Genomic DNA, 21,750 nt, shown 5'->3' on the forward strand with positions numbered 1-21,750 from the left:
TGGCAGCTTGATTATTTAATCCTAAGTTGCGGAGTATCGAATATCAGTACAAGCTCCTCCTTGTTATGCAAATGCTTACTCGCACTTTCTGCAGCGCCGCAGCCGTGGCACTGCTAGCTACCACCGGCGCGCAGGCCCAAACGGCCCGTCCCAGCCTCACGGGCACCTGGACCGCTGCGATAGGGCCCATCGACTTTACATTCCACTTGGCCGACCCAGCCGCCGGACCCCGAACGGCCACGTTCGACATTCCGGTGCAAAACGTGCGAGGCATGACCATGCAATTCACAGCTCCCGGCGACAGCGTGTACCTGCGCATCGCGCAGCCCAGCGCCAAATTCGCCGGCCGCCGCTCCGCCGACGGCCAGCAGCTGCTGGGCGAGTGGCAGCAAGGGCTGCGAGTTTTTCCGCTTACGCTAACTCGTGAAGGCGACCCAGCCAAGCCGAGTACCGCCCCACGCCGCCCCCAAAAGCCCCAGCCACCCTTCCCCTACCTGGAGGCCGACATCACCTTCAAAAACGAGAAGGCCAACGTGACCCTGGCCGGCACCTATACCGTGCCCGCCGACAAAAGCCCGTTTCCGGCCGTGGTGCTGCTCACGGGCTCGGGGCCAGAAGACCGCAACGGAACCATTTTCGGACACCAGCCCTTCGCGGTGCTCGCCGATTACCTCGCCCGCCAGGGCGTGGTCGTACTGCGTTTCGACGACCGTGGCGTGGGCCGATCTGGCGGCACCCTGGCCGGCACCACCAGCGCCGACTATACCGCCGATGCCCAGGCCGCGCTGGCTTGGCTACGGGCGCAGCCCGGCATCCGCCAAAATCAGGTGGGCTTATTAGGGCACAGCCAGGGGGGCACGGCCGCCATTGGGGCTGCCATCCAACCCGGTGGGCCCGATTTTCTGGTGTTGCTGGCAGCGCCGGGCCTGGCGGGCGACGAACTGATTGTGGAACAATCATTGGCCTTGGCGCGCCTGAAAACCACTGATGCTGCCCAATTAGCCGCCATCGAAAAGCAGCAGCGCGCCATGACCCGGCTGATCCAGCAAACGCCCGATAATGCGCAGCTCCGGATGCAACTCCTCCGCCTCTTCGACCCCGCACACACGGCCACCCCGCAGCAGCTAGCTCAGCTGGAGCCGCAACTGACCGCCGCCACCTCGCCCGACTACCGCCGACTGCTGGCCGACCGGCCCGCCGAGACCTTGGCCAAAGTACAGTGTCCGGTGCTGGCTCTCGGGGGCAGCAAGGATGTACAGGTGCCTGCCACTCGCAACCTGGCCGCCACCACTACCGCTCTCCAAGCCGGCGGCAACCGCGACGTGATGGTGCAAGAGCTGCCCGGACTCAACCATTTATTTCAAACTGCTAGCACTGGTGGCCCGGAAGAATACGGCACTATCGAGGAAACTTTTGCGCCGCAAGCGCTGCAAATTATTGGTAGCTGGATAATGCAACAGTCCAAAAAATAAGCCGCAGCGTAGGTTTGATGAATCCACTGAATATGGCTAGCTAGGGGGGGCTGGCCGTAGGCACTTCAACCGAATGCTCACTATTGCGTAAACAAGTTGGCAATAAGGGAGCTATGTCGTACTTTTCAGCTCTACTTTCTATTTGCTATAAAAATTACACTCTCTCCATAGCCTAATCCCATGATGAGATTTCTACCCCCCGCAATGCTATTTCTGGCCTTATTTGCACGGGTTCTGGCTGCAGTTGCGAGTACCCCTACCGTGGCGGCCCCTCTGAATGGCCAATGGAAAGGCCCCTTAAAATTACTCGGCGGCCAAATCAATATTGTCATTACCATCGTGCCCCTCACAAATGGCACTTACTACGCGGCCCTCGACGCACCCCAGCAGCGCATCAGCCGCATGCCGGTGGAGGTTGATTTGAAAGGCCCCGACCTCAAGATGCGCATCGAACAAGCGGGCAGCAGCTTTGTGGGTAAAGTGACGGATGGGGGCGCCAAAATCACGGGCACCTGGACGCAGCCGGGCGTAAAATCTCCCATCATCCTAAAGCGAGCGGCATCGTCGACGCAGCCAGCCCCTAAGTATAAGGTAACGCCACCTTACCGCGAGTCCGAAGTCTCTTTCCTAAATCCTAGCACTCGTAAGCGTCTCGGCGGCACGCTCACCGTGCCAGCCGGCGAAGGTCCTTTCGCGGCAGCCGTGCTGCTCTCCGACTCGGGCCCGCAAAGCCGCGACGTAGAAGTTTCTGGCTACCGTATGTTTGGCCAGCTCGCCGACTACCTCACCCGCCACGGCATCGCCGTGCTCCGGTTCGATGACCGTGGCGTGGGCAAGTCGGGTGGCACCTACGCCAACGCCACCACCGCCGACCTTGTGACTGACGCCCAGGCTGCATTGGCTTATTTGCGCACCCGCCCCCTGATTGCCTCCAGCCGCACGGGCCTGCTCGGCCACGGCGAGGGTGCCAACGTGGCCCTGCTAACAGCGGCCGGAACGGGCCAGCCGCCCGCGTTTGTGGTATCGCTGGCTGGCTACGGCCAGTCGGGCTATGAGGTACTGATGCGCCAGCAGGGCGAAATCATGCGCCTGATTGGAGCCGACCCCGGCCAGGTGAAAGCAGCTCAGGATGCCTACGAACGCATGGTGGGCATCATCCGCCAAACGCCCGACAACGCAGTAGCCCGCGCCAAAGTAGCAGCCCTGCTCAACGATATCAACGCGGGCCTCGATGCCAGCATGGCCCGCGCCCGCGCCGTGCAGCTCACTTCGCAGTGGTCGCGCTATTTCTTTGATTTCGACCCTCAGGCGCAGCTCAGCAAAGTGCAGTGCCCGGTGCTGCTCCTCAACGGCACCGCCGATCTGCAGGTATCGGCCAAGCGGAACATGACGCCGCTGAGCCGCGCTCTGCACCGCGCCAAGCGCCGCGTAAGTACCGCCCGCCTCGATGGCGTCAACCACCTGTTTCAACCTCCGCACACTCAGTGGCCCATGGTAAATGGTGTGCAGCAAGCCACATTCTCCCCCGAAGCCTTAAAGAAAATCAATACCTGGGTCGCCTTGACTACCAAGGACCCTACTACCCCGGCGCCCCCGAATGGGAAACAGCCAGCCGCCGCCCCTACCAAAGTTACCAAAGCCGCTGGCGTGTCCCGCCTGCGCAGCTAGTGGCTGTAGGGCCTAGCTTCCGTTTAGCGTTTTTGTTCGTAAGCCTGTGCTTGGGCTTGTAACGACCTGTAAAAGCTTACCCCACGCTAAAGGCCGTGCGGGCGGCAGTCCAACCCTTCCTGCCCTGGCAATGATTTGCAAATGCTCCAAAAGAAAAAGTCCACCGCCAACTGGTCACTGGTGAAATGCTCCACCCGCTGAATCTTACCTGCTGCCAGTTCAAACAGTAACACCCAGTTGAGATTGAGGGAATGTTCTTCGTGCGGAGCCCAGCCCCGATAGCAATAGGTGACGAAGTTGTCGTTGGCTGCCAGGATAAGCCGCTCAGTATGCAAAGGAATTTGGCGTAACACCCGTAGGTAGGCCATCACGGCGGCCCGGCCCAGCTTATTACCGGAAAGTGGATGACTCCCCGGCACGTACCAGCTTACATCCTCCGCCAGGGTAGATTCTATCCCAGCATAATCTTGGCTGGTGTAATTGTCCAGCAGCTTGAAGACGACCATTTTGTTCGTTTCAGCGAGGCTATCCATTAAAGTATATTCCATAATAATTATTGATAAATCTGAGAGAGTTAGCTCCCCGGGTTGACCAGCACTATTCGGCCAAATCCGCGAGCTTGTGCCGCGTGTGTGTGCGCTTGGGCGGCATCAGCTAAAGGAAATTCTCGTCCCACGACGGGTTGTAGCACCCCACTGGCTAGCCCTGCATCGATAGCCGCTACCATCTGTGCGGCTTCCGCCTTAGAAGGACTCAGCACGACTCCTAAAATGATGACCTCGCTGTGCATTATATCCAAGGAGTTGATTTCTAATGCGCCTCCAGACGCGCCGATAACCACGATGCGGCCGCGTCGCCGAATCAGGTGCAGGTCGTGGGCCAGATTAAGGTCTGCTTTCATTTCAAGTATCACGTCGAATCCCTGGCCGGCGGTCAGTTCCCGGGCCTGGTCCAGGTAGCCGGCAGCCGTGTGGTCCAGGACGTGGTGCGCTCCTTGTGCTCGCACTAGCTCCCGGCCTTCGGGCGTGCTGCTGGTGGCCGTCACCTCTAGGCCGTGAGCGCGCGCCAGCTGCACGGCAGCAATGCCGACGCCTCCACTGCCACCATGAATAAAGACAGATTCTCCTGCCCTCGCGTGAGCTCGCTGGATGAGCGACCGAAAGGCAGTACCATAAGCCACCGATATGCCGGCCCCTTGCGCGAAGGAAATGTGCCGGGGCAGCAAGTGCACCTGCATCGGTTCACAGAGGGCCATTTCGGCACAGGTACCGGTTATTGCTCCGGAAAGGTATACGCGGTCACCCACTTTAAACTGGTACACGCCGCCCCCGAGTTCTTCCACAATGCCCGCTTCTTCAGTACCTGGTGTGTAAGGCAATGATTGCGCCGGATTGCCACCGCCTCGACAAAGCACATCCGCTGGATTAAGTCCCGCCGCTCGTATACGAATCAGAATTTGTCCGCTCTGTGGTGTAAGGTCCGGCACTTTCTCCCATTGAAGCACCTTTGGCCCACCAAACGCATTGATTCGAATAGACTTCATATTAATTCACATTGTTGATATACAAACTATTACAAGCCAGCAGGAACACGCTAAAAAGTAGCTAGCGAGAAGCCAACAATGACTATTTAATTAATTATAGCAGAGAGGTGAATACCCAAAATGCCTGAATCAAATCAGTCTGCCATGAAGACGCTAGCTGCTCTATTTCTGTGGTCGGCGCTTCCATTTCGCACCAGCCCTCCAGCGGCAGCAAATCGGCTTCAAACAGCACTTCCCCTAGTATCAGCATCCTCTCACTGGCACTGGGCAGAAGGTTGGCAGCCGGACGTTCCAATTTTGGTATTGACCTAACCTGCTCTCGTCGTCGCGGAGTTCTGCGCCAGCTTCTGGCCGATCGAAGCCGGCACTTACAGTTGGACAATGGCTTTGCAGACGCATACCTTTTTGCGGACTCTGGCGCAGCCGGCGGGAGCAAAAGCGCGAAAACATACATATGCCACATGGTGAGCAGGGCCCAGCTTGCCGCAACGCAGTACGACAATCCTCGCGCCTTCAGTAAGAGATGAACAGGCTAGGTTCGGCCTCAAACCACCGCCTTTGCCTATTAGCCCTTTGCCAAGCGCTATGCCAGCCCAGACCTTTAAGGCGAACTATGGTACTAAAACACCTCTCACACGCCCTGAGCGCAGCTATGCACATTGTATGTATGCGCTTTTCCTTCTAACGCTCCTTTCTACCAATAGCAGGGAGTTATGCAGTGAGAACTCCCGGTTGGCCGCGCAATACCCCAAAAATTTGGGAGCCTTCCCGATGGCTATCCGGCCAGATGCTCTTTGCGGATACCTAGCTTACGCAAGCGCGCATCCAGCGTGTTGGGGTGCATTCCTAGTAGCTCGGCAGCGCCTTCCACACCGCGAATACGGCCCCTGGTTTGGGCCAGAATGGCAAGCAGGTAGTCGCGCTCCACGCCCTCCAGCTGAGAAGGACGCATGTTCAGGAGCCGGGCGGCCCCGTTCTCGCCCAGAATCTTGCCTTTTGTCTCTTTCAGGACGGCCAGGATGCGTTCCCGGTCATTTTCCGGGGCCTTGTAGTCGGCCACCACAGCCAGCGCGGAGGGGCGCGATGCTACTGAAACCAAAGGACGTGTCCAATCCAGGCTATTCCCATTGGCCAGAATGACGGCCTGCTCCAGCATATTTTCCAACTCCCGGATGTTACCGGGCCAGGCGTAGTCGACCATCTCCAGCAGGGCGCGCTCCCTGATGCCCCGGAACGGCCGGCCCATTTTCTGGGAGAACTTCTGAGCAAAGTAGGTGGCCAGAACCGGAATATCCTCCTGCCGCTCGCGCAAGGGAGGCAATGTGATAGGAAATACACTAAGCCGGTAATATAGGTCGGCGCGGAAACGGCCCTCCAGCACTTCCTGCTGCAGGTTGCGATTAGTGGCCGCAATGATGCGCACGTCTGTTTTCAGGGGGCCTTTGCCGCCCAGCCGCTCAAACTCACGCTCCTGAATAACGCGAAGCAGCTTAGCTTGCAGTTCCAGAGGCAACTCGCCTATCTCATCGAGGAAGATGGTGCCGCTGTTGGCAAGTTCAAACTTGCCAATACGCCGCTCATAGGCGCCCGTGAAACTACCTTTTTCGTGGCCAAAAAGCTCCGATTCAATGAGATTGGTCGGTAAGGCAGCACAGTTGACTTTGATGAGCACTCGCTCTTTGCGGGGCGACTGATTGTGCAGAGCCCGGGCAATGAGCTCCTTGCCCGTGCCGGTTTCGCCCAGAATGAGGACGGTAGTCGTCGCGGCTGCTACCTGGCTCACCTGCCGGAAAACCTGCTTGAGGGTGGTGCTGCCGCCGATGATTTCCTCGAAATTGTAGGTGGTTTTGATTTCTTCGACCAGGTAGCTTTTCTCACGCTCAAGCTGGCTCTTCAACGTCGCAATTTGCTCGAACGCAAAGAGGTTGTCGAAGGCCATGGAGATTTGGGGGATGAGCAGCTGAAGCAGCCCATAGTCCTTATCGGAGAAAGCGTACGCACGGGTTTCCAGCAACTCGATGGCCGCTACTGAGCCATTGGATAACGGCAAAGCCAGCCGCAGCTGGGAGCAGACCTCGTACTGCTGGGCAAAGAAATGCGCCAGCGCACTTTGCTGGGTGAGTTGCACAAATTCATCGCCCACACAAACGGCGGTACACTCGACCAAGCCGCTCAGCACGGGGTCGGCCGATTCGAAGAGGGCGCGCTGCTCCACCAATTCCTCGCTGATGCTCACGAAGCTGCGGTTAGGCTGCTTGCGCAGGGAAGTCCAGTAGTAGGGCGCATCGTTTTGCACCTGCATGCGCACGTTGAAGTAGCGAAATGGAACAATCTCGTTGATTTCCGACGCCAGGGCGACGCACAACGGGTCACGCTCTTTATAGGTAATCAGGGAGTTGCTGATGGCCAGCTGCAGCGATTTCTCCCGTTCGCGCTCCATGATGTCCTCATTGGCCAGGATATTGGAAACGGCCACGGCAATCTGGTCGGCGATGGTCTGGAGCAGGGGAAAGTGACTACTGTTGAAGTAGTTCTTCTGAGAATTGAACAGGTGAAACGTGCCGATGGTCTTGCCCGCATGGCGGAGCGGGGCAATGATGGATTGGCGCAAGCCCATCCGGTTCATCAGCTGGAAGCCCTGGTAAGTGGGGTAGCGCTCGGCCATCACTTCTGGGTCGAGCAGGAAAATGCCACCAGTAGCCAGTACCTCTTCGAAAGGCGAGCCTTTAATGGGAAATCGAACCTTCGCGAAGCGTCGATACTCGCTGTCGTTGGCAATTTCCTCTGTGGTGTTGCGCAGGAAGATGCCGATGGTTTCCTTATCGGGGTCGATGGAAAAAATATGGGCCGCGTGCTCGAAGCCGAGGATGGGGCGGATGGTATCGGTGATTACCTTAAATAAGTCTTCCTTATCCCGGATAGTGGCAATGGCCGAGCTGATACTTAATAGCTGAGCCTTTTCCCGCTCCCGCGCCATGATTTCCTCATTAGCCAAGATATTAGCCATGGCAATGGAAATGGTGTGGGCAATGTACTGAAATAGCGGAATCACGGCCGGCTGAAAAAAATCCTTCTGCAGAGCGTTGATGCAGAACATACCGATAGCCCGGCCGCGCACTGTCAGGTTAGCCGCCAAGCAGTCTCGATAGCCCATCTCCAACATATCTCTGTTCAATTGCGGATATTCCGGAAATTGAACAGCTAGGTCCTGAAAATCGAAAAGCACCGGCTGGCCAGTCTTTGCCAGCGCCTCCATCATCCATTCAATGACTGAGCCAAGGTGGGGAACGGCGGCCGACACCGCCGCAACATGCTTGTTCCTCTCGCTCGGGCTCACTTCCGGCAACACGGCGGCCAGGTCCGTATGCGTGTGCCCATCGGTACTGACCACGAACAGGCTAAAGTCGTGAAAGCCAAATAGTGGCTTAATCTGTGTGACGATAAGCCGCAGCAAGTTGTCGGTGGACTTGACCTGAGCAATGAGTTCGTTGATTTCCAGAAGACTGGTTTTCTCATGTTCCCGCCTGATAATTTCCTCGTTGGCCAACAGGTTGGCCATAGTGGTGGCCAATAAGCTGAGCAGCTGCTTGAATAAAGGCAGTTGGCGGGCGTGGAAGGTGCCTTCTTCGCGGCCCCAAAGGCAGAGCATACCCAGCCGGTGACCATTGTGAATGAGCGGCCCGCCCAGGACTTCACGTAGCTCGGCGTCGATGATGTATGGAAAGTGCGGGTGGCCAGGGTAGTGTTCCAGCAGCCATGCCAGCGACCGGACGCGGGGCTCGTGCAAGAACTCATCGACCGCCGGGTGAGCAGGCAGAAAGCCGTACAGCCCCGCTTGGCTAATAGCCCTACCAGTCGGCATCCCGTCGAGGTGGTTGTCGACTGTAAGGTCGCGGTGAGCACCGTCAGGCCGTACCTCAAACAGGCCCGCGTCGGCAAAGGGCAACACGGCCCGAATCTGATCGAAGATGACCTGCAGCAGCTCCCGGCGGGTGCGGGCTTCGGCCAGGGTTTCGGAAATACCCAACAGGGCGGCTTTAACCCGCTCACGTTCCAGAATTTCCTCGTTGGCCAGGATATTGGCCACCGCTACGGCTACCTGGTCGGCCAAAGCCTGAAAGATTTCGAATTGCTTAGGCTGAAAGTGATTCTTTGCCAAGGCGTTTAGCCAGAAGGTTCCGAACGTTTTGCCTCTGCTTCGAAGCAGAGCGACAACGCCCTCTTTGGCGCCAACCTCTTTGATGACTGGAAAGAACGGATGGTCAAATTGCCCAAAACGAAGTTCATAGTCTTCAATAACTGGTGTTTTCCGCTTCTCAAGTAACTGCATTACATAAGCGATGTAAGAGTTGGGGTGGGTTAAGCGAAGCAAGCCCGCATCGTAGAGTTTTTGGTTACCTTCCGAATCATCCCAAACGGGAATAGTCACCGCTAAGTCATAGTGGTACTGCCCATCGGGTTCGACAATTAAAATACCGGTATTGTAGAAGGGAATAAGGTGCTGGGCTTTTTCCCGAATGATGCTCAGCAATTCAACCGCATTACGAGCTGAGGTAATGGATTCACTGATGGACAATAAAATTGTCTTCTCCTGCTCCCGTGCCATTATTTCTTCCCGGGCCAGAATATTGGCCACGGCCCCGGTCACCTGGTCAGCTACGGCCTGAAACAACTCAAACTGGGCGGGCTGAAAATAGCCGCTTTGTAAGCTGTTGAAGCACAAATAGCCCAGCACCCGCCCCCCGGTTCGCAGCAGCGTGCCTAGGAATTCGCGGTAGCCGCCGGCTGCAATGATGCGTGCGCACTGGGTCCGAAAATCCGGGTCATTGATCAGCGCGAAGTAGGCTTCATCATAGGGCACGACGACTGGTTGCCCGGCGTGGGCGAAGCGGTCAACCAGCACGGCAAGGCCGGAGTCGGGGTAGGCGAACTGTTGCTGCGGCAGCTGATGAAACTCCTGGTTGCCAAAGGAGGGATTGATACCTGGGTCGACCGTAGTCCAGTCGGCAATGTGCTGGCCGTCGGGGCTAAGGACAAACAACCCTACGTCGTGGAAACCGAACACTGGCTGTGCTTTCTGGAAGATAAGCCGCAACAGCGTTGCCCGGTCGCGGATAGACGCAATGGCCGTACTCAACTCAAGGAGCAGTGGTAGGGCTTCGGGGGCAATGCTATCAGCCCCTGCAGGGAGCACTGCCGTTGAGCTTGCTACGGAATTTTTCAGGTGCTTCGAACTCATTGCAGAATAGGTTGTGGAAACTCCGTGCATCTAAGAAAGGCTTGCATGGCCGCAGGTTTTAGTCCAAACGCGCTTCCTGAGACGGTACTGCGGGGAAAATCCAACTGCACCTACTGTCCGATTTTTTTGGAACAAGAGGCTGAATAACGGGGTCGCGGAAAGGCATTGTGATAAAGTTAAGTGCCTTTTGAAATTACGCTCATCGTGCCTCCCATTTTTTTGGGAGTTACGCCAAGACAACTCCCAAAACTTTTGGAATGACGTGCTTAATTTAACAATATAGCAAAGTACGGCCGACGCAAAAAGGGGGTTCCTGGGCCATTAAAGCTTGTTTTTCTCTTGCCCCGACTCTGAAGCACAGGCTTGGCATAGCACTTGGAAACTCCGCTCTGCCTGGGCCGCAGAAATAGCGGCCACCACCACTGACCCTGCTCCGAGGAATCAAGCTTCGTGGTCGGCCGCATCCCGCATCCTTCAGGAGTCGGCGCCCCTCGGGCCAACAGTTGCTTTCACTTTTTCACTTTTTGCTGAATCGCATGAACACCCCATTTGACGTGTACTCACAGCAGTACCCCAACATCCGCATGGAGCGCAGTCCGGAAGGAGTGCTCCTCGTGACTCTGCACGAGGAGGGCGGTCCCTTTCTCATCACCGAGCGTTCGCACCCCGACCTGAGTTACGCCTTCGAGGACATCGGCGCCGACCGCGACAACAAGGTAGTCATCCTGACCGGTGCTGGCGAGGCCTTTTGCACGGGCGCCCGGTTTGCCGACCCGGCGGCGCTCACCACTCCCCAAGGGGTGGCCACGCTGGACTGGGAAGCCCGGCAGCTCATCACCAATTACCTCAACATTGAGGTGCCGGTGGTGGCGGCCATCAACGGTCCGGTCACCCTGCACAGCGACATTCCGCTGCTGGCTGATATCGTGCTGGCCGCCGATACGGCCACCTTTCAGGACGGGGGGCATTTTACCGGGGGCCTAGTGCCCGGCGATGGCATCTACACGGTATGGTCGGCGGTGCTAGGGCCGAGCCGGGCCAAGTATTTCCTGCTGACCGGTCAGACGCTCTCCGCCGCGGAGGCCCTGCAAGTGGGGGCAGTGAATGAGGTGGTGCCCCGCGCTGCGCTACTGGACCGGGCCTGGGAACACGCCAACCGCCTGGCCCAATTGCCCAACCTGGTGCGCCGCTACACCCGGGTCATCGTCACGCAGCGCCTCAAAAGCCAGCTTCAGGCCGACATGGGCTACGGCCTGGCCCTGGAGGGACTGGCCCTCGAAAGCCTGGCTGCCAATTAATTCAACATCCATCCTTTTAAGGTTTGCATCCCATGAAAACCCCATTTTCAGTTTATAAAGACAAGTACGAGTTCCTTCAGATGGAGCGCAGCCCCGAGGGCATTTTGCAGGTGACTTTGCACACCAACGGCGGGCCCTGGGTTTTCTCTAACGCAGCCCACAACGGGTTCGGCTACGCCTTCAAGGACATTGCGGCAGACTGGGACAACAAGGTGGTCATCTTCACGGGAACCGGCAATGCCTTCTGCAAGGATGCCATTCCCGAGGAAGTCGGCTACCTCTTCACCCACATGACTCCCCAGCAGGTAGACGCCTGGTACTGGGACGGCAAACGCTTTCTGACGGAGTTTCTCAAGATTGAGGCTCCCGTTATTACGGCTATCAACGGCCCGGCCCTTATTCACGGTGAAATCTTCATGGGGGCCGACATCATTCTGGCCTCGGAGAATGCCACGTTTCAGGATGCGACCCACATCCCAACGGGCAACGTGCCCGGCGGCGACACCCAAGTCATCTGGGAAGAAATTCTGGGGCCGGTCCGGCATCGCTACTTCCAGTTTGCGGGCCAGCTCCTCACGGCCCCGGAAGCCCTCGCTTTCGGCGTGGTGAGCGAGGTGCTGCCGCAGGACCAGCTCGTGGCCCGGGCCTGGGAACATGCCCGCCGCCTGGCCCAGTTGCCCGCCCTCACGCTACGGTACTCGCGCTTGGCGCTCAACCAACGCATCCGCAAGCGGGTGCTCACGGAAGCGCCCTTCGGCATGGCGCACCTGGGCGTGTCGCTGCTCGAAAATTACGGGGGCTGCGAAGGCAAGCCCATGCCGGCACCAGCCGCAGTTTAGGCCTTGCGCATACTTCAATTTCACCCTAGAAAACTTATTAAAATGGCTTCTTTCAACCAGTATTCCACTAAATACGACTTCTTGCACATGACCCGGGAGGAGGGCATTCTGGAAGTACGGTTTCACACTAACGGGGGCCCGCTGGTGATGTCCGACGCGCTGCACGCCAACCTGCAGTTCGCATGGCAGGACATTGGCTCCGATATCGAAAACCAGGTCATTATTCTGACGGGAACCGGCGACGTCTTTTGTACCCAGAGCGACGCTCCGGGCAACTTCGGCAACCCCAACAGCCTAAACTTGGCCACGCGCGACGCCAAGAACATGTACGAGCCGTTTTTCGACATTGATGCCCCGATTATCGCGGCCCTCAATGGCCCGGCCCACATTCACGCCGACATCATGGTCACGGCCGACCTGGTGCTGGCGGCGTCGCACACCACCATTCAGGACTTTCACATTGCCGCCGGCATGGTCACTGGTGGGATAGCGCAGGTTATTTGGATGGAGCTGCTGGGCTTTGTGCGCGGCAAGTATTTCCTACTCACCGGGCAGCAGCTCGATGTGCAACAGGCCCTGGAATATGGCGTCGTGCATGAGGTAGTACCCTCAGCCGACTTACTTCCCCGCGCTCGCGCCTTGGCGAGGACCCTGACCCAGCAGCCGGCCACCACCTTGCGCAACACGCGCCGGGTGCTGAACCAGCAGCTGCGCCAACGCTTCGTTGAAGAAGCTGGCTACGGGTACACCCTACTCAGCCTCGCGCTGATGGACCAGGCACGCACACTTCAACCCACAGCCTAAGCGCCCAGCCATGAGCAATGAGGAAATAGTGCAGGCCATATATGCCGCAGTAGCCGCCAACGACCTGGAGCGGGTGCTCGCTTTTCTGGCACCTGAGGTGGTTGCTTATCAGGCAGACTCACTTTCCTACGGCGGGCGCTACGATGGTCATGAGGGCTTCCGGCGCATGGGCGCTGCCATTTTCAATACCTGGCAGGATTTTAAAAGCGTCCCCTCTGACTTTGTGGCCGCCGGAGTTTACGTAGTGGTATTCGCGACCATGACCGCCACCTCGCGCACAACGGGGCAGCCTTGGCAAATGCCTTTGGCCGAATGCTGGCAGCTGCGTGACGGCCTGGTAACCGAAATACGCCCGTTTTATTGGGACACCCAGGCCACCATTGACTTACTGTGAGCACCACGCCCTTCAATTAGGGGCAGCCATCTAGCTGAAGCCTGCCGTTAATGATAGAAAAGCCCTTTGATCAAGAAGGCCGTGATAGTCTGATTATCAGAATTGTAATAGTGAATGCTGCCACTGCTGCGCTCGTGCTCAGTTTAATGTAGCAACACAGTGCCTCGTTTAGCCACCTCTCCGTATGAGGTGGGTCTAAACGGGGCACTTCTTTTTTGGACGGCAAATAATAAGCTGTACTTCATCCAAGGGCTCTACCCGGGGGCCACAGGCGTGAGAGGTTTTAGTTGAGTGATAAGTATTTGACACACCGCATGATAAAGCGAGTGCAGAAGCGTATATTGTGTACTATCAGGCAAATGCGCTCCAAGTTTTTCATCACAGAATCAAATCCACCAAGCTATGAATCGCACTCTTCTCCTCTTTTTGGTACTACTATACTCGTTCTTTCGGGTGCCAGTGAAGGCCCAAACCAGCACATCAGTAAACGAATTGGTCGATGATATGAATCGGTGTGGAGAGGCGACCCCTCATGGATTAGACGGGAACGTAAGCTGGCGGGACTGTCCCCGGGTAGGGATGGGGAATAATTCGGGCGGTTTCACGGCCATGATTCCCTGGGGGCAGGTGTATGAGACGGTAGCCGGCAATCCGGCAACTAATTCCCGGGTTCAATTGAAAGGTCTGCAAGCCCACTACCTCAGTAAGACGGATAACCAATGGCGTCTGCTGACGGGTTCAGTGGACGTGCAAGGAGCCGCCTACGTAGAAGACTTCGCGGGGGACGTCAATAAGCCCGCTGACCTTCGAAATGAGCCGGATGGTTCGGTTTCCGTAACGGCAGGCAATGGCTATAATTTCCATTTTTGGTCCTCGAATGGAAGAGCATCTATTAATCCCACTGATATCGCGGGGATACTCATCACTTGCCAGGCGCGGTTAATTGTAAACAACCCCAATCTGCCAGATGACCGAGCCAGTGCGAAGTATATTCTATCCGTAGGCGGCGACTACTGGAAGGATTTAACTGCACGCTGGGACAACTGGACCACCAACGGCGACTTTGCTATTGGTCGGTTTAAATACGTAACATCCGACTGGCGGGTGTTTAGTGCGCACACCCTGACGGAGAACCAGCTCTGGCAGAATCCGCCGCCAATTCCGCTCATTTCCACGCTACGCAAACCAGAAAACCCTGCGGATGTAACAACCGGCATCGAGTATACCTATTTCACGGGCGCTTGGTCACAGTTACCTGATTTTACGACGCTTGCTCCTGTTAAAAAGGGTGCCCTACCTAATCTTTCACTGAGCCCTAAAACAAGGGCGGATGATTTTGGCTTTAAATTCACGGGCTATATCGAAGTGCCGACCGATGGCCCGTACACGTTCTATACAGCGACGGACGATGGCAGCCAGCTGTATATTGGAAATAGGCTGGTCGTAAATAATGATGGCCTCCACGGGCTGCTAGAAAAATCCGGTACAATAGAGCTACAAGCGGGCAAACATGCCTTCACCGTGCTTTATTTCGAGAAAGCCGGAAGTGATGCGTTGCGAGTGCAATATGCTGGGCCGGGAATTAGCAGAAGGCTGCTTCCAGCTACTGCATTGTATCGAAACACGGCCGCACCTATTGCTGGCAAATACAGAATTAAAGCCTCGCACAGCGGCAAGTACTTAGATGTCAGTAATGCCTCCATAGCTGATGGTGCCAATGTACAGCAATGGGAGTATACAGGTGGCTTAAATCAGCAATGGGAGATTACTCCTGTAGCCAATGGCTATTACAAAATCATTGGTGTAAGCTCCGGAAAATCGCTGGATATAACTGGCGCCGGCCTCAATGATGGGGCTAACGTTGCACAATGGACGTACGCTGGCACTGACAATCAACTCTGGAGAATAGAGCCGGCGGGCAATGGTTACTACAAAATAGTCAATAAAGAAAGCGGCAAAGTAGTAGACGTGAATCTTAATTCAGCCACCAATGGCGGCGTAGATGGCCAAGCCAATGGTGCCAATGTGCAGCAATGGACCGCTAATTCAGGCACCAATCAATTATGGAGCCTGGAAAGCATTACTGGTTCTTCAGCACGACCTGCTTTGACTAGCTCGAAAACGCAGTCTGAAAGTTCGGCCACGCTGTATCCTTTTCCGGCGAACGAGATGGTTCACGTTCAATTTGACGCTCCTAAAACTGGGCTGGTAGAATTAACAGTTACTAACCCCGTAGGTGCAGTAGTTATTCGAACTACTAAGCTATTTACGCAAGGGCTAAACCATTACGAATTAGATTTGAGTAACTGTCCAACCGGGCTCTATCTGATAAACGTAAAGCAAGCGAACAAAACGGATTCGATGAAGCTGATGGTGACGAAATAATCCACCAGTTTTTTCGTATTAATCAAACTAACCCGACCTGTACAATAAGCTGAATTTGCTTATTGTACAGGTCGGGTTAGTTTGTATGCGAGGGCGACTGGCTGCATAATAGACTCCCAAATTTTGTAACTGCATGTAAGCCTAATTATTTTCTTTTCAATGTCTCACTCGCAGCAGACTATGGCAAGGAAGTCTAAGCCCTAACTTTTTCGGTCCGCATTGCCAGAAGTCTTGTAACGCTTAACGCTGGGGTACATGAATACGCACATTTCGTTGAATAAGTGATTAACTCAACGGGAAACGACATGGACTTGGGTGTAGGAGTGAACAAAATGATTTACTCCTACCGAACGGTCGTACTTATGTTATTATAATTATAAATAACAAAAATCCTTCTATCTATTACGCTATGGGCAGGGTCCGCAAGCTTAAGCGGACTTTGCCAGTAGCTCTGTCAAGGTTTGAATTTCGGCCTCCAAGGCGGCAATTCGCACCAGCAGCAAGGCCAGCGCCGTGTCGGTATCGGGCCGGAGGGCCGGGGCTACAGGCAAGGAGGTAGTCAACTCATCGAGCCAGCGCCGCAGGTGAGCCTGCTCAGCTGGAGCATCCGCCGCAGGGTCATGGGGGGTAGGCACGAGCAGCGTTTCCAGTAATGGTAAGGCCCAGCGGCGGCGCTCTTCGTCGGCAGCGCGGCTAGCTAGCACATAGAGGTTACGACGCAGGTAGGCCAAGCGGCGCGCACATTGGCGCTGCCGCTGGTGAAGGGCTCCAGCTGCCAGAGTAGCCGGCCCCGCCAACTCCGGGTTAAATAGCGGCTTCGCGGCCGGTAGCACGAAAACCCGAGCCGAGGGAGCGGCTTGGCCCCGGCCTTCGGGCGGGGGCAACAGTTGCGCCAAACGGGTCAGACGTAGGTTGGTTTGCGGGGAAGCTCGGCGGCGGCCAGCTTCCAAATGAGCCACATAAGCACCCCGCATGCCGAAATAGCGGCCCAACTCAGCCTGGGTGAGACCGAAATAAGTGCGCACGGCCAATAGCAGTGAGGTGGAAGCAATCGAATGAGTAAGGACGCGGGCCATGGAGAGAATCTGGAGGAATAATTTATATTGTCTCCAAAGATGGAGAGAAAGTAAATTATTTTCTTCGATTCTCTCCTAATTTGGAGAGAATGTAAAATGTTTTCTCAGATTCTCTCCTGAAGTGGAGATAATGTGAATTATTCTTTCGGATTCTCTCCATTTTGTTTAGTCTGGTCACTATTACCTATCTTTTCCTTGTAGTCATTAGGTGAATACTAGAACTTAGATAGCCTGAGATTTCCGAATAAAATTCCTAGTTTAAAATAGGTAACTTCCCGCTCTCTACCCATGTAGCCTTTCTTTCCATATGGCTCTACCTGTTGCTGCTGCCATTACCTGCGGCGGCACTCCTCTGGCTCAAGGTGACTACTACTACCTGACGCAGTGCAAGACTTATTCAGAGCGCACGTACTCACTATCGCCGCGCCCTTCGACCGGGTGGAAAGCATGTAGCTCCCTTCTTTGCTAAAGCCCCCGACCGGTTGCAGGGCCAACACGTGGCAGTTTAGCTTCAGGCTGAATCATGCCTCGTAGCGTCCTTTCACAACTCACTAGCAGAGAAACTTGAAGAACACCCATGACAAACAACAAATAGCCAGAGATTATACCTATACTTGTCTGTCAATAGCAAGCGAGAGGTAGTCTCCATACGGCTTGCTTTTTTCTCGTCTTCTACCATCGTCCAACTGCGCGTTGGCGACTTTCGTCCATGGCCGCTATGCCCCCCTCGCCGCGTCCCCGCTGGTCCTGGTCCAACTCCGGCCCGATGCGCTGGATACGGCGGCATTTGGGTTACTCCCGGGGCGAAGCTAGGGGGATGGTTGGGCTTCTGGCCCTCATGCTGGCTGCCAGTGTAGTACCGCTGCTACTGCGCCCGGAACTACCCATTTACCTTTCTGCAGCTGACCAGCAAGGGCTTGACAAACTGGTGGCGGATCTTAAGGAGCACCGGACATCGGATAATAGCTACGCCTCGCGCTACCCCAAGCGGGAGTACAAAAAGGCTGACCGGGGCACCTCGCGCTATCCCGTGGTACCGCGAATACGTCTGGCGCCTTTCGACCCCAACGCACTGACGGCCGAAGGCTGGGAGGCCCGAGGCGTTCCGCATTTCGTGGCCGCCCGCCTCGTGAAATACCGCACGGCAGCCGGCGGATTCAAAGCCAAGGCCCAGGTAAAGAAAATGTACGGACTCGACGACTCCGTGTACCAACGGCTGGCCCCGTTCATGCAGCTCCCCGACGAAGCGCCCAAGCACAATGAGCGGGTTGATTACGCCACGGTTAGCGACTCACCCGGCAAATTCCCGCGCAAGCCGCGCAACCTGCAGCCGTTCGACCTGAACACTGCCGACACCACGCAGCTGATGCAGATTCGCGGCATCGGGGCGGGCCGGGCCAAATGGGTGGTGAAGTATCGCAACCAGCTCGGCGGCTACTTGCGGGAAGAGCAGTTAGACGAAGTTTTCGTGTTGCGGGATGCCCCAGATTTGCGCGACAGCTTGAAGAAGTACACCTTCGTTGCTCCCGGTTACACGCCTAAACTGGTGAATGTGAACACCGCTTCTTTCGATGAAATGTACTTGCAGCCCTACATCGGCAAGCCACGGGCGCGCCTTATCGTGGCGTATCGCAACCAGCACGGCCCATTTAAGCGAGTGGAAGACCTGAAGCAGATTCCTATTTTGAAGGAGGAAGACTGGGAAAAGATGCGTCCCTATCTGCGCTGTGAGTAGCACGGTACTCCTGCGAAAAAAGGGAGGCTCCGAGTACATCATCAGCGCCAAGCCGCGGGCGACGCTGCTCTATATCGTGCGCGAAAAGAGGGGGCGACATCGGCGAAATTTCTGTGACGGGTATATCCACCGCTGTAGCCAATGCCGTATTCCTGCCCAAAAAGATAGTGAGCAGAAAGCCAGCATAGATGCCTGAATCACCCGCCGAATCCGCTTCCAGCGCCACTACTCCAGCTTTTCCGAGGACGGTAGCCCTGTTGTTACTGGCCGCCGGGGCTTCCACTCGCATGGGCCAGCCGAAGCAGTTGCTCCCCTACCGTGGCCGCACGCTACTGCGTCACGCTGCCGAAACCGCCGTGGCTACCGGCTGCACGCCCATTGTGCTGGTCACCGGAGCTATTCACGATGCTTTAGCAGCCGAGGTAACCGATTTACCCCTGCAAATAACTCACAATCCAGCTTGGCGAACTGGCATGGCTTCGTCTATAAAAGTTGGTTTGGCGATGGTGGCCGATGCCCATCCCACCGCCTGCCTCATCATGCTGACCGACCAGCCGCTGGTGACGCCAGAATTACTGCGGCTGTTAGTAGCGCAACAGCAGCAAAACCAAGCGCCTATCGTGGCGGCCGCTTACGGTGATACGCTGGGTGTACCCGCTATTTTTGACCAAACCATGCTACCAGCCCTGCACCAGCTGGAGGGCGCGCAAGGTGCTACTCGTCTTATCGCCAGCTTGGGCGCGGCCGTCGGCCACGTGCCTTTCCCAGCTGGCTTGCTGGATGTGGATACACCAGAACAATACGCTGCTCTGCTGAGTACAGAGCCGATCTAACCGTGCCACTGCTTCTCCCCGATACTCGTAAGCCAGCGGTTCTGCGGCCAGGTTATAGTTAGCGCGGCTTCGTATTCCCGTAGCGCGAACTCTGTCGTTCACGTCCCCGGCAGATACCCGAACGATGGCCAAACAATGCGACCAGCGTGAGCACGCGAACAACAGAGTTCGCGCTACAATACATTCATTCCAAGATTGCGCTAGAAGACCTGTTTGGAGAGCGGTGGAGGGTCAAAGTACCTCGTTTGTCTCCTCTGCTTGGCTGGGGCGAGCCGGATCAGCCGACAAGCAGGCGCAGATGGACAGGACTAAGGAAACTGTGCTAGCGAGTGTCCGGATGTCGTGCCACTTATTCCACGGTCCGGCAAAGCGGGTTCGGGCCGTAGCTGCTTGTTCCGATGAAGCAGTACGGAGAGGAAATTGGGCCAAAGTCTCATTCAGGGGAATATTAGCCGCAACCGTCACCCCCAATCCACCAATCAGGTAAATAGCTGATGCGCAGACTAACAAGGTAAACCGCCGCGACCATGCTCGGCGGGCATGCAGCACGGCGGCCAGCGGCAGGAAAATGGGCGCCCCAAAAAAGCTGGCAGCGAAAACCGGGTTTTGAATTACCTGATTAATTGCTTGCATGCCGGCAATGTAAGCGGGGTCTGGCAGACGCGCGAAACCTGGATTTACGGCCACGGAGAATCCGTAGAACACACCGGCTACCAAGCCGGTCGTGGTAGTGGCTAGTACTAAGACGATGGTATTGCTGCGCATAAAACAAGGAGGTAGTTAATACGACAAGCTTGCAGCTTTGCGCAGATAGGTGACATCGTGCAGCTGCTTCAGCATGAAATCGGCTACATCGGCGCGCGATATTTTAATCTTTAGCCCTTTCTCAGTGGCCGGGAAACCGTGCCGATACACCCCCGTCCGAGCACCATTGGTGAGGGTGGCGGGGCGAGCAATAGTCCAGGCCAGCGGGCTCTGGCGGATAAGGCTTTCCTGCAGTTCAGAATCGGCAAATGCGTGGCGAAGAAAGAGCGGCACAATTAGATACTTGTAAGAAAAAGGCAGGGCGGCTTGGCTGTCACCCATGCCGAGAGTCGTCAGGCAGACGAAGCGCCCGACCCCAGCCGCAGCCATGGCCGCCAAGATGTGCCGCGTGCCTTCCGAACGTACGGCAACTTTCTCTGTGGCAGGCGCCCCAAGGGCGGATAAGACGGCTTCGTGGCCGGGCATGACCTGCCTGACGGCCGCAAAATCCATGACGTCACCTTGCACAATCCGCAGTTGGGGGTGCCTAATCGCGAGCTTGGCGGGAGTACGGGCAAACGCCGTAACGGTGTGGCCTTGCGCCAGAGCCTGCTCAACCAGCGCACGTCCCGTGCCGCCAGTTGAGCCAAAAATGAGGATGTTCATCGTATTTGCTTTTTTGACAAAGTACGAGGGCACCTCAACCCGCAAAATAGAACAAAAGCGACAGCCGCTATCGGACTAGCTCCGTAAAATTATCGACCAACCCGTTGGCATATTTCTGATACTGATAAGGTGAAAAGCCCGCAAACTCCTTGAAAGTCCGAATGTGATGCGACTGGTCGGCATAATCGTTTTCGAGCGCCACGTCAGAAAGCTTGTCATACCGCTGATTCCGCAGCTGCTGCAACGACGCTTGAAATTGGCAGATTCTGGCAAAGAGCTTAGGCGAAAGGCCCACGCATTGCTTGAACTTTCGCTGAAAGCTTCGTTCAGATATTCCCAACCGCTGCTGCAGGTTTTGCAAGGAGGCACGGCCTCCCGAATCCATAAGCTGCGTCAGGCAGTGCCGTATACCATCGCCGACAAGCACTTGGTTTTTCCTGACCTTGGCGAGTAAGTAGGCCGATAGAAGCTCAATCTGGTCGCTCAGCGCAGGCGTATTGCTCAACTGTTCGGAAAGATGCGCGGCCTGGGTTGTCGAAAGCAGGTCCGGGTCTACGCAGGAGTCGGTCAACTCATCAGCATCAAGTCCAAAAACCGAAGTCAGGGCGGTGGAATAGAAACAGACTCCCAGAATGCGAAAAGAGCCCTGAGCATAGGCTTCTCCCGACCTTGTGGCCTGCCCGTACAGCAGCAGACGCGGCCAAGGCTCATGCGTTTGGTCGTAGAATAAGGCGTGTCCCACCTGCTGGAAAAGAAGCCCCGGGCAACCATCCGCTATGGTTCTAAACGTTCTGGAAACCACATCCCCGTCACGGTTTTCCAGCGTCCAGAAATATCGAACGTACTCTCTGAGAAAATCAGGCGGAGCAATTTGCTGAAAGTGCATAGCGCAGCATTTTTACAGTACTTCCAAATTACCTTTTTAGGTATCCGAACAAACGTAACAGCACCAACAGGTCGGTCCGGCAGAGCGGATCGAAGCATCTCGCTCACATCGTTGAATCGCAGGTCAGCAGAGCTAATAATTGATTTACTGCAAAATACACGCCTTTTA

General features: G+C 56.1%; 16 protein-coding genes. 9 read left to right on the forward strand and 7 right to left on the reverse strand.

Going from position 1 to position 21,750, the window contains the following annotated elements; all coding sequences use genetic code 11:
- Positions 1-71 precede the first annotated feature (71 nt).
- Both WX88_RS12975 and WX88_RS12980 read left to right on the forward strand, forming a co-directional pair.
- Entirely contained in the window at positions 72-1,472 is a 1,401-nt protein-coding gene (locus WX88_RS12975) for an alpha/beta hydrolase family protein (protein ID WP_197076776.1), read from the forward strand.
- A 261-nt stretch (positions 1,473-1,733) separates the two neighbouring features.
- Positions 1,734-3,140 (forward strand): alpha/beta hydrolase family protein, encoded by a 1,407-nt coding sequence (locus tag WX88_RS12980; RefSeq protein WP_197076777.1) that lies wholly within the window; start codon positions 1,734-1,736, stop codon positions 3,138-3,140.
- A gap of 86 nt (positions 3,141-3,226) precedes the next feature.
- Here WX88_RS12980 and WX88_RS12985 read toward each other — a convergent pair whose 3' ends face one another.
- The 3 genes from WX88_RS12985 to WX88_RS29455 form a co-directional block, all read right to left on the reverse strand.
- Positions 3,227-3,688: a nuclear transport factor 2 family protein gene (locus tag WX88_RS12985; RefSeq protein ID WP_082116018.1), complete on the reverse strand. Its 462-nt coding sequence runs from the start codon at positions 3,686-3,688 to the stop codon at positions 3,227-3,229.
- A 26-nt stretch (positions 3,689-3,714) separates the two neighbouring features.
- Positions 3,715-4,683: an NADPH:quinone reductase gene (locus tag WX88_RS12990; RefSeq protein ID WP_046244825.1), complete on the reverse strand. Its 969-nt coding sequence runs from the start codon at positions 4,681-4,683 to the stop codon at positions 3,715-3,717.
- A 775-nt stretch (positions 4,684-5,458) separates the two neighbouring features.
- On the reverse strand, positions 5,459-9,922 hold the full coding sequence (locus tag WX88_RS29455) for a sigma-54-dependent Fis family transcriptional regulator (RefSeq protein WP_052732653.1): 4,464 nt from the start codon (positions 9,920-9,922) through the stop codon (positions 5,459-5,461).
- A gap of 536 nt (positions 9,923-10,458) precedes the next feature.
- Here WX88_RS29455 and WX88_RS13000 point away from each other — a divergent pair.
- The 5 genes from WX88_RS13000 to WX88_RS27635 all read left to right on the forward strand — a co-directional run bounded on the left by WX88_RS13000 (position 10,459) and on the right by WX88_RS27635 (position 15,642).
- Positions 10,459-11,220, forward strand: a complete 762-nt coding sequence (locus tag WX88_RS13000; protein ID WP_082116020.1) for an enoyl-CoA hydratase/isomerase family protein — start codon at positions 10,459-10,461, stop codon at positions 11,218-11,220.
- Positions 11,221-11,252: 32 nt separating this feature from the next.
- Positions 11,253-12,059 carry an enoyl-CoA hydratase/isomerase family protein gene (locus tag WX88_RS13005; RefSeq protein WP_046244826.1) on the forward strand — a complete coding sequence of 269 codons (807 nt, stop codon included), beginning with the start codon at positions 11,253-11,255 and terminating at the stop codon, positions 12,057-12,059.
- A gap of 42 nt (positions 12,060-12,101) precedes the next feature.
- On the forward strand, positions 12,102-12,863 hold the full coding sequence (locus tag WX88_RS13010; protein WP_046244827.1) for an enoyl-CoA hydratase/isomerase family protein: 762 nt from the start codon (positions 12,102-12,104) through the stop codon (positions 12,861-12,863).
- A 10-nt stretch (positions 12,864-12,873) separates the two neighbouring features.
- A complete protein-coding gene (locus WX88_RS13015; RefSeq protein WP_052732654.1) occupies positions 12,874-13,257 on the forward strand; it encodes a nuclear transport factor 2 family protein in 384 nt (127 codons plus the stop codon).
- 609 nt (positions 13,258-13,866) lie between these two features.
- Positions 13,867-15,642: an RICIN domain-containing protein gene (locus WX88_RS27635; RefSeq protein WP_197076778.1), complete on the forward strand. Its 1,776-nt coding sequence runs from the start codon at positions 13,867-13,869 to the stop codon at positions 15,640-15,642.
- Positions 15,643-16,070: 428 nt separating this feature from the next.
- Here the strand turns inward: WX88_RS27635 and WX88_RS13025 are convergent, their stop codons facing one another.
- Positions 16,071-16,718 carry a helix-turn-helix domain-containing protein gene (locus tag WX88_RS13025; RefSeq protein WP_046244828.1) on the reverse strand — a complete coding sequence of 216 codons (648 nt, stop codon included), beginning with the start codon at positions 16,716-16,718 and terminating at the stop codon, positions 16,071-16,073.
- Positions 16,719-17,556: 838 nt separating this feature from the next.
- On the opposite strand from WX88_RS13025, the gene WX88_RS13030 reads away from it, so the two are divergent.
- Both WX88_RS13030 and WX88_RS13035 read left to right on the forward strand, forming a co-directional pair.
- Entirely contained in the window at positions 17,557-18,453 is an 897-nt protein-coding gene (locus WX88_RS13030; RefSeq protein WP_197076779.1) for a ComEA family DNA-binding protein, read from the forward strand.
- A gap of 188 nt (positions 18,454-18,641) precedes the next feature.
- Positions 18,642-19,286, forward strand: coding sequence for a nucleotidyltransferase family protein (locus WX88_RS13035; RefSeq protein ID WP_046244829.1), 645 nt, complete (start codon positions 18,642-18,644; stop codon positions 19,284-19,286).
- Between the two features lie 231 nt (positions 19,287-19,517).
- Here WX88_RS13035 and WX88_RS13040 read toward each other — a convergent pair whose 3' ends face one another.
- The 3 genes from WX88_RS13040 to WX88_RS13050 form a co-directional block, all read right to left on the reverse strand.
- On the reverse strand, positions 19,518-20,051 hold the full coding sequence (locus tag WX88_RS13040; RefSeq protein WP_046244830.1) for an anthrone oxygenase family protein: 534 nt from the start codon (positions 20,049-20,051) through the stop codon (positions 19,518-19,520).
- Between the two features lie 15 nt (positions 20,052-20,066).
- Entirely contained in the window at positions 20,067-20,696 is a 630-nt protein-coding gene (locus WX88_RS13045; protein ID WP_046244831.1) for an NAD(P)-dependent oxidoreductase, read from the reverse strand.
- A gap of 67 nt (positions 20,697-20,763) precedes the next feature.
- On the reverse strand, positions 20,764-21,582 hold the full coding sequence (locus tag WX88_RS13050) for a DUF6597 domain-containing transcriptional factor (RefSeq protein WP_046244832.1): 819 nt from the start codon (positions 21,580-21,582) through the stop codon (positions 20,764-20,766).
- Between the last annotated feature and the right edge of the window lie 168 nt (positions 21,583-21,750).

The organism is Hymenobacter terrenus, assembly GCF_000972495.1.
GTDB classification, from domain to species: domain Bacteria; phylum Bacteroidota; class Bacteroidia; order Cytophagales; family Hymenobacteraceae; genus Hymenobacter; species Hymenobacter terrenus.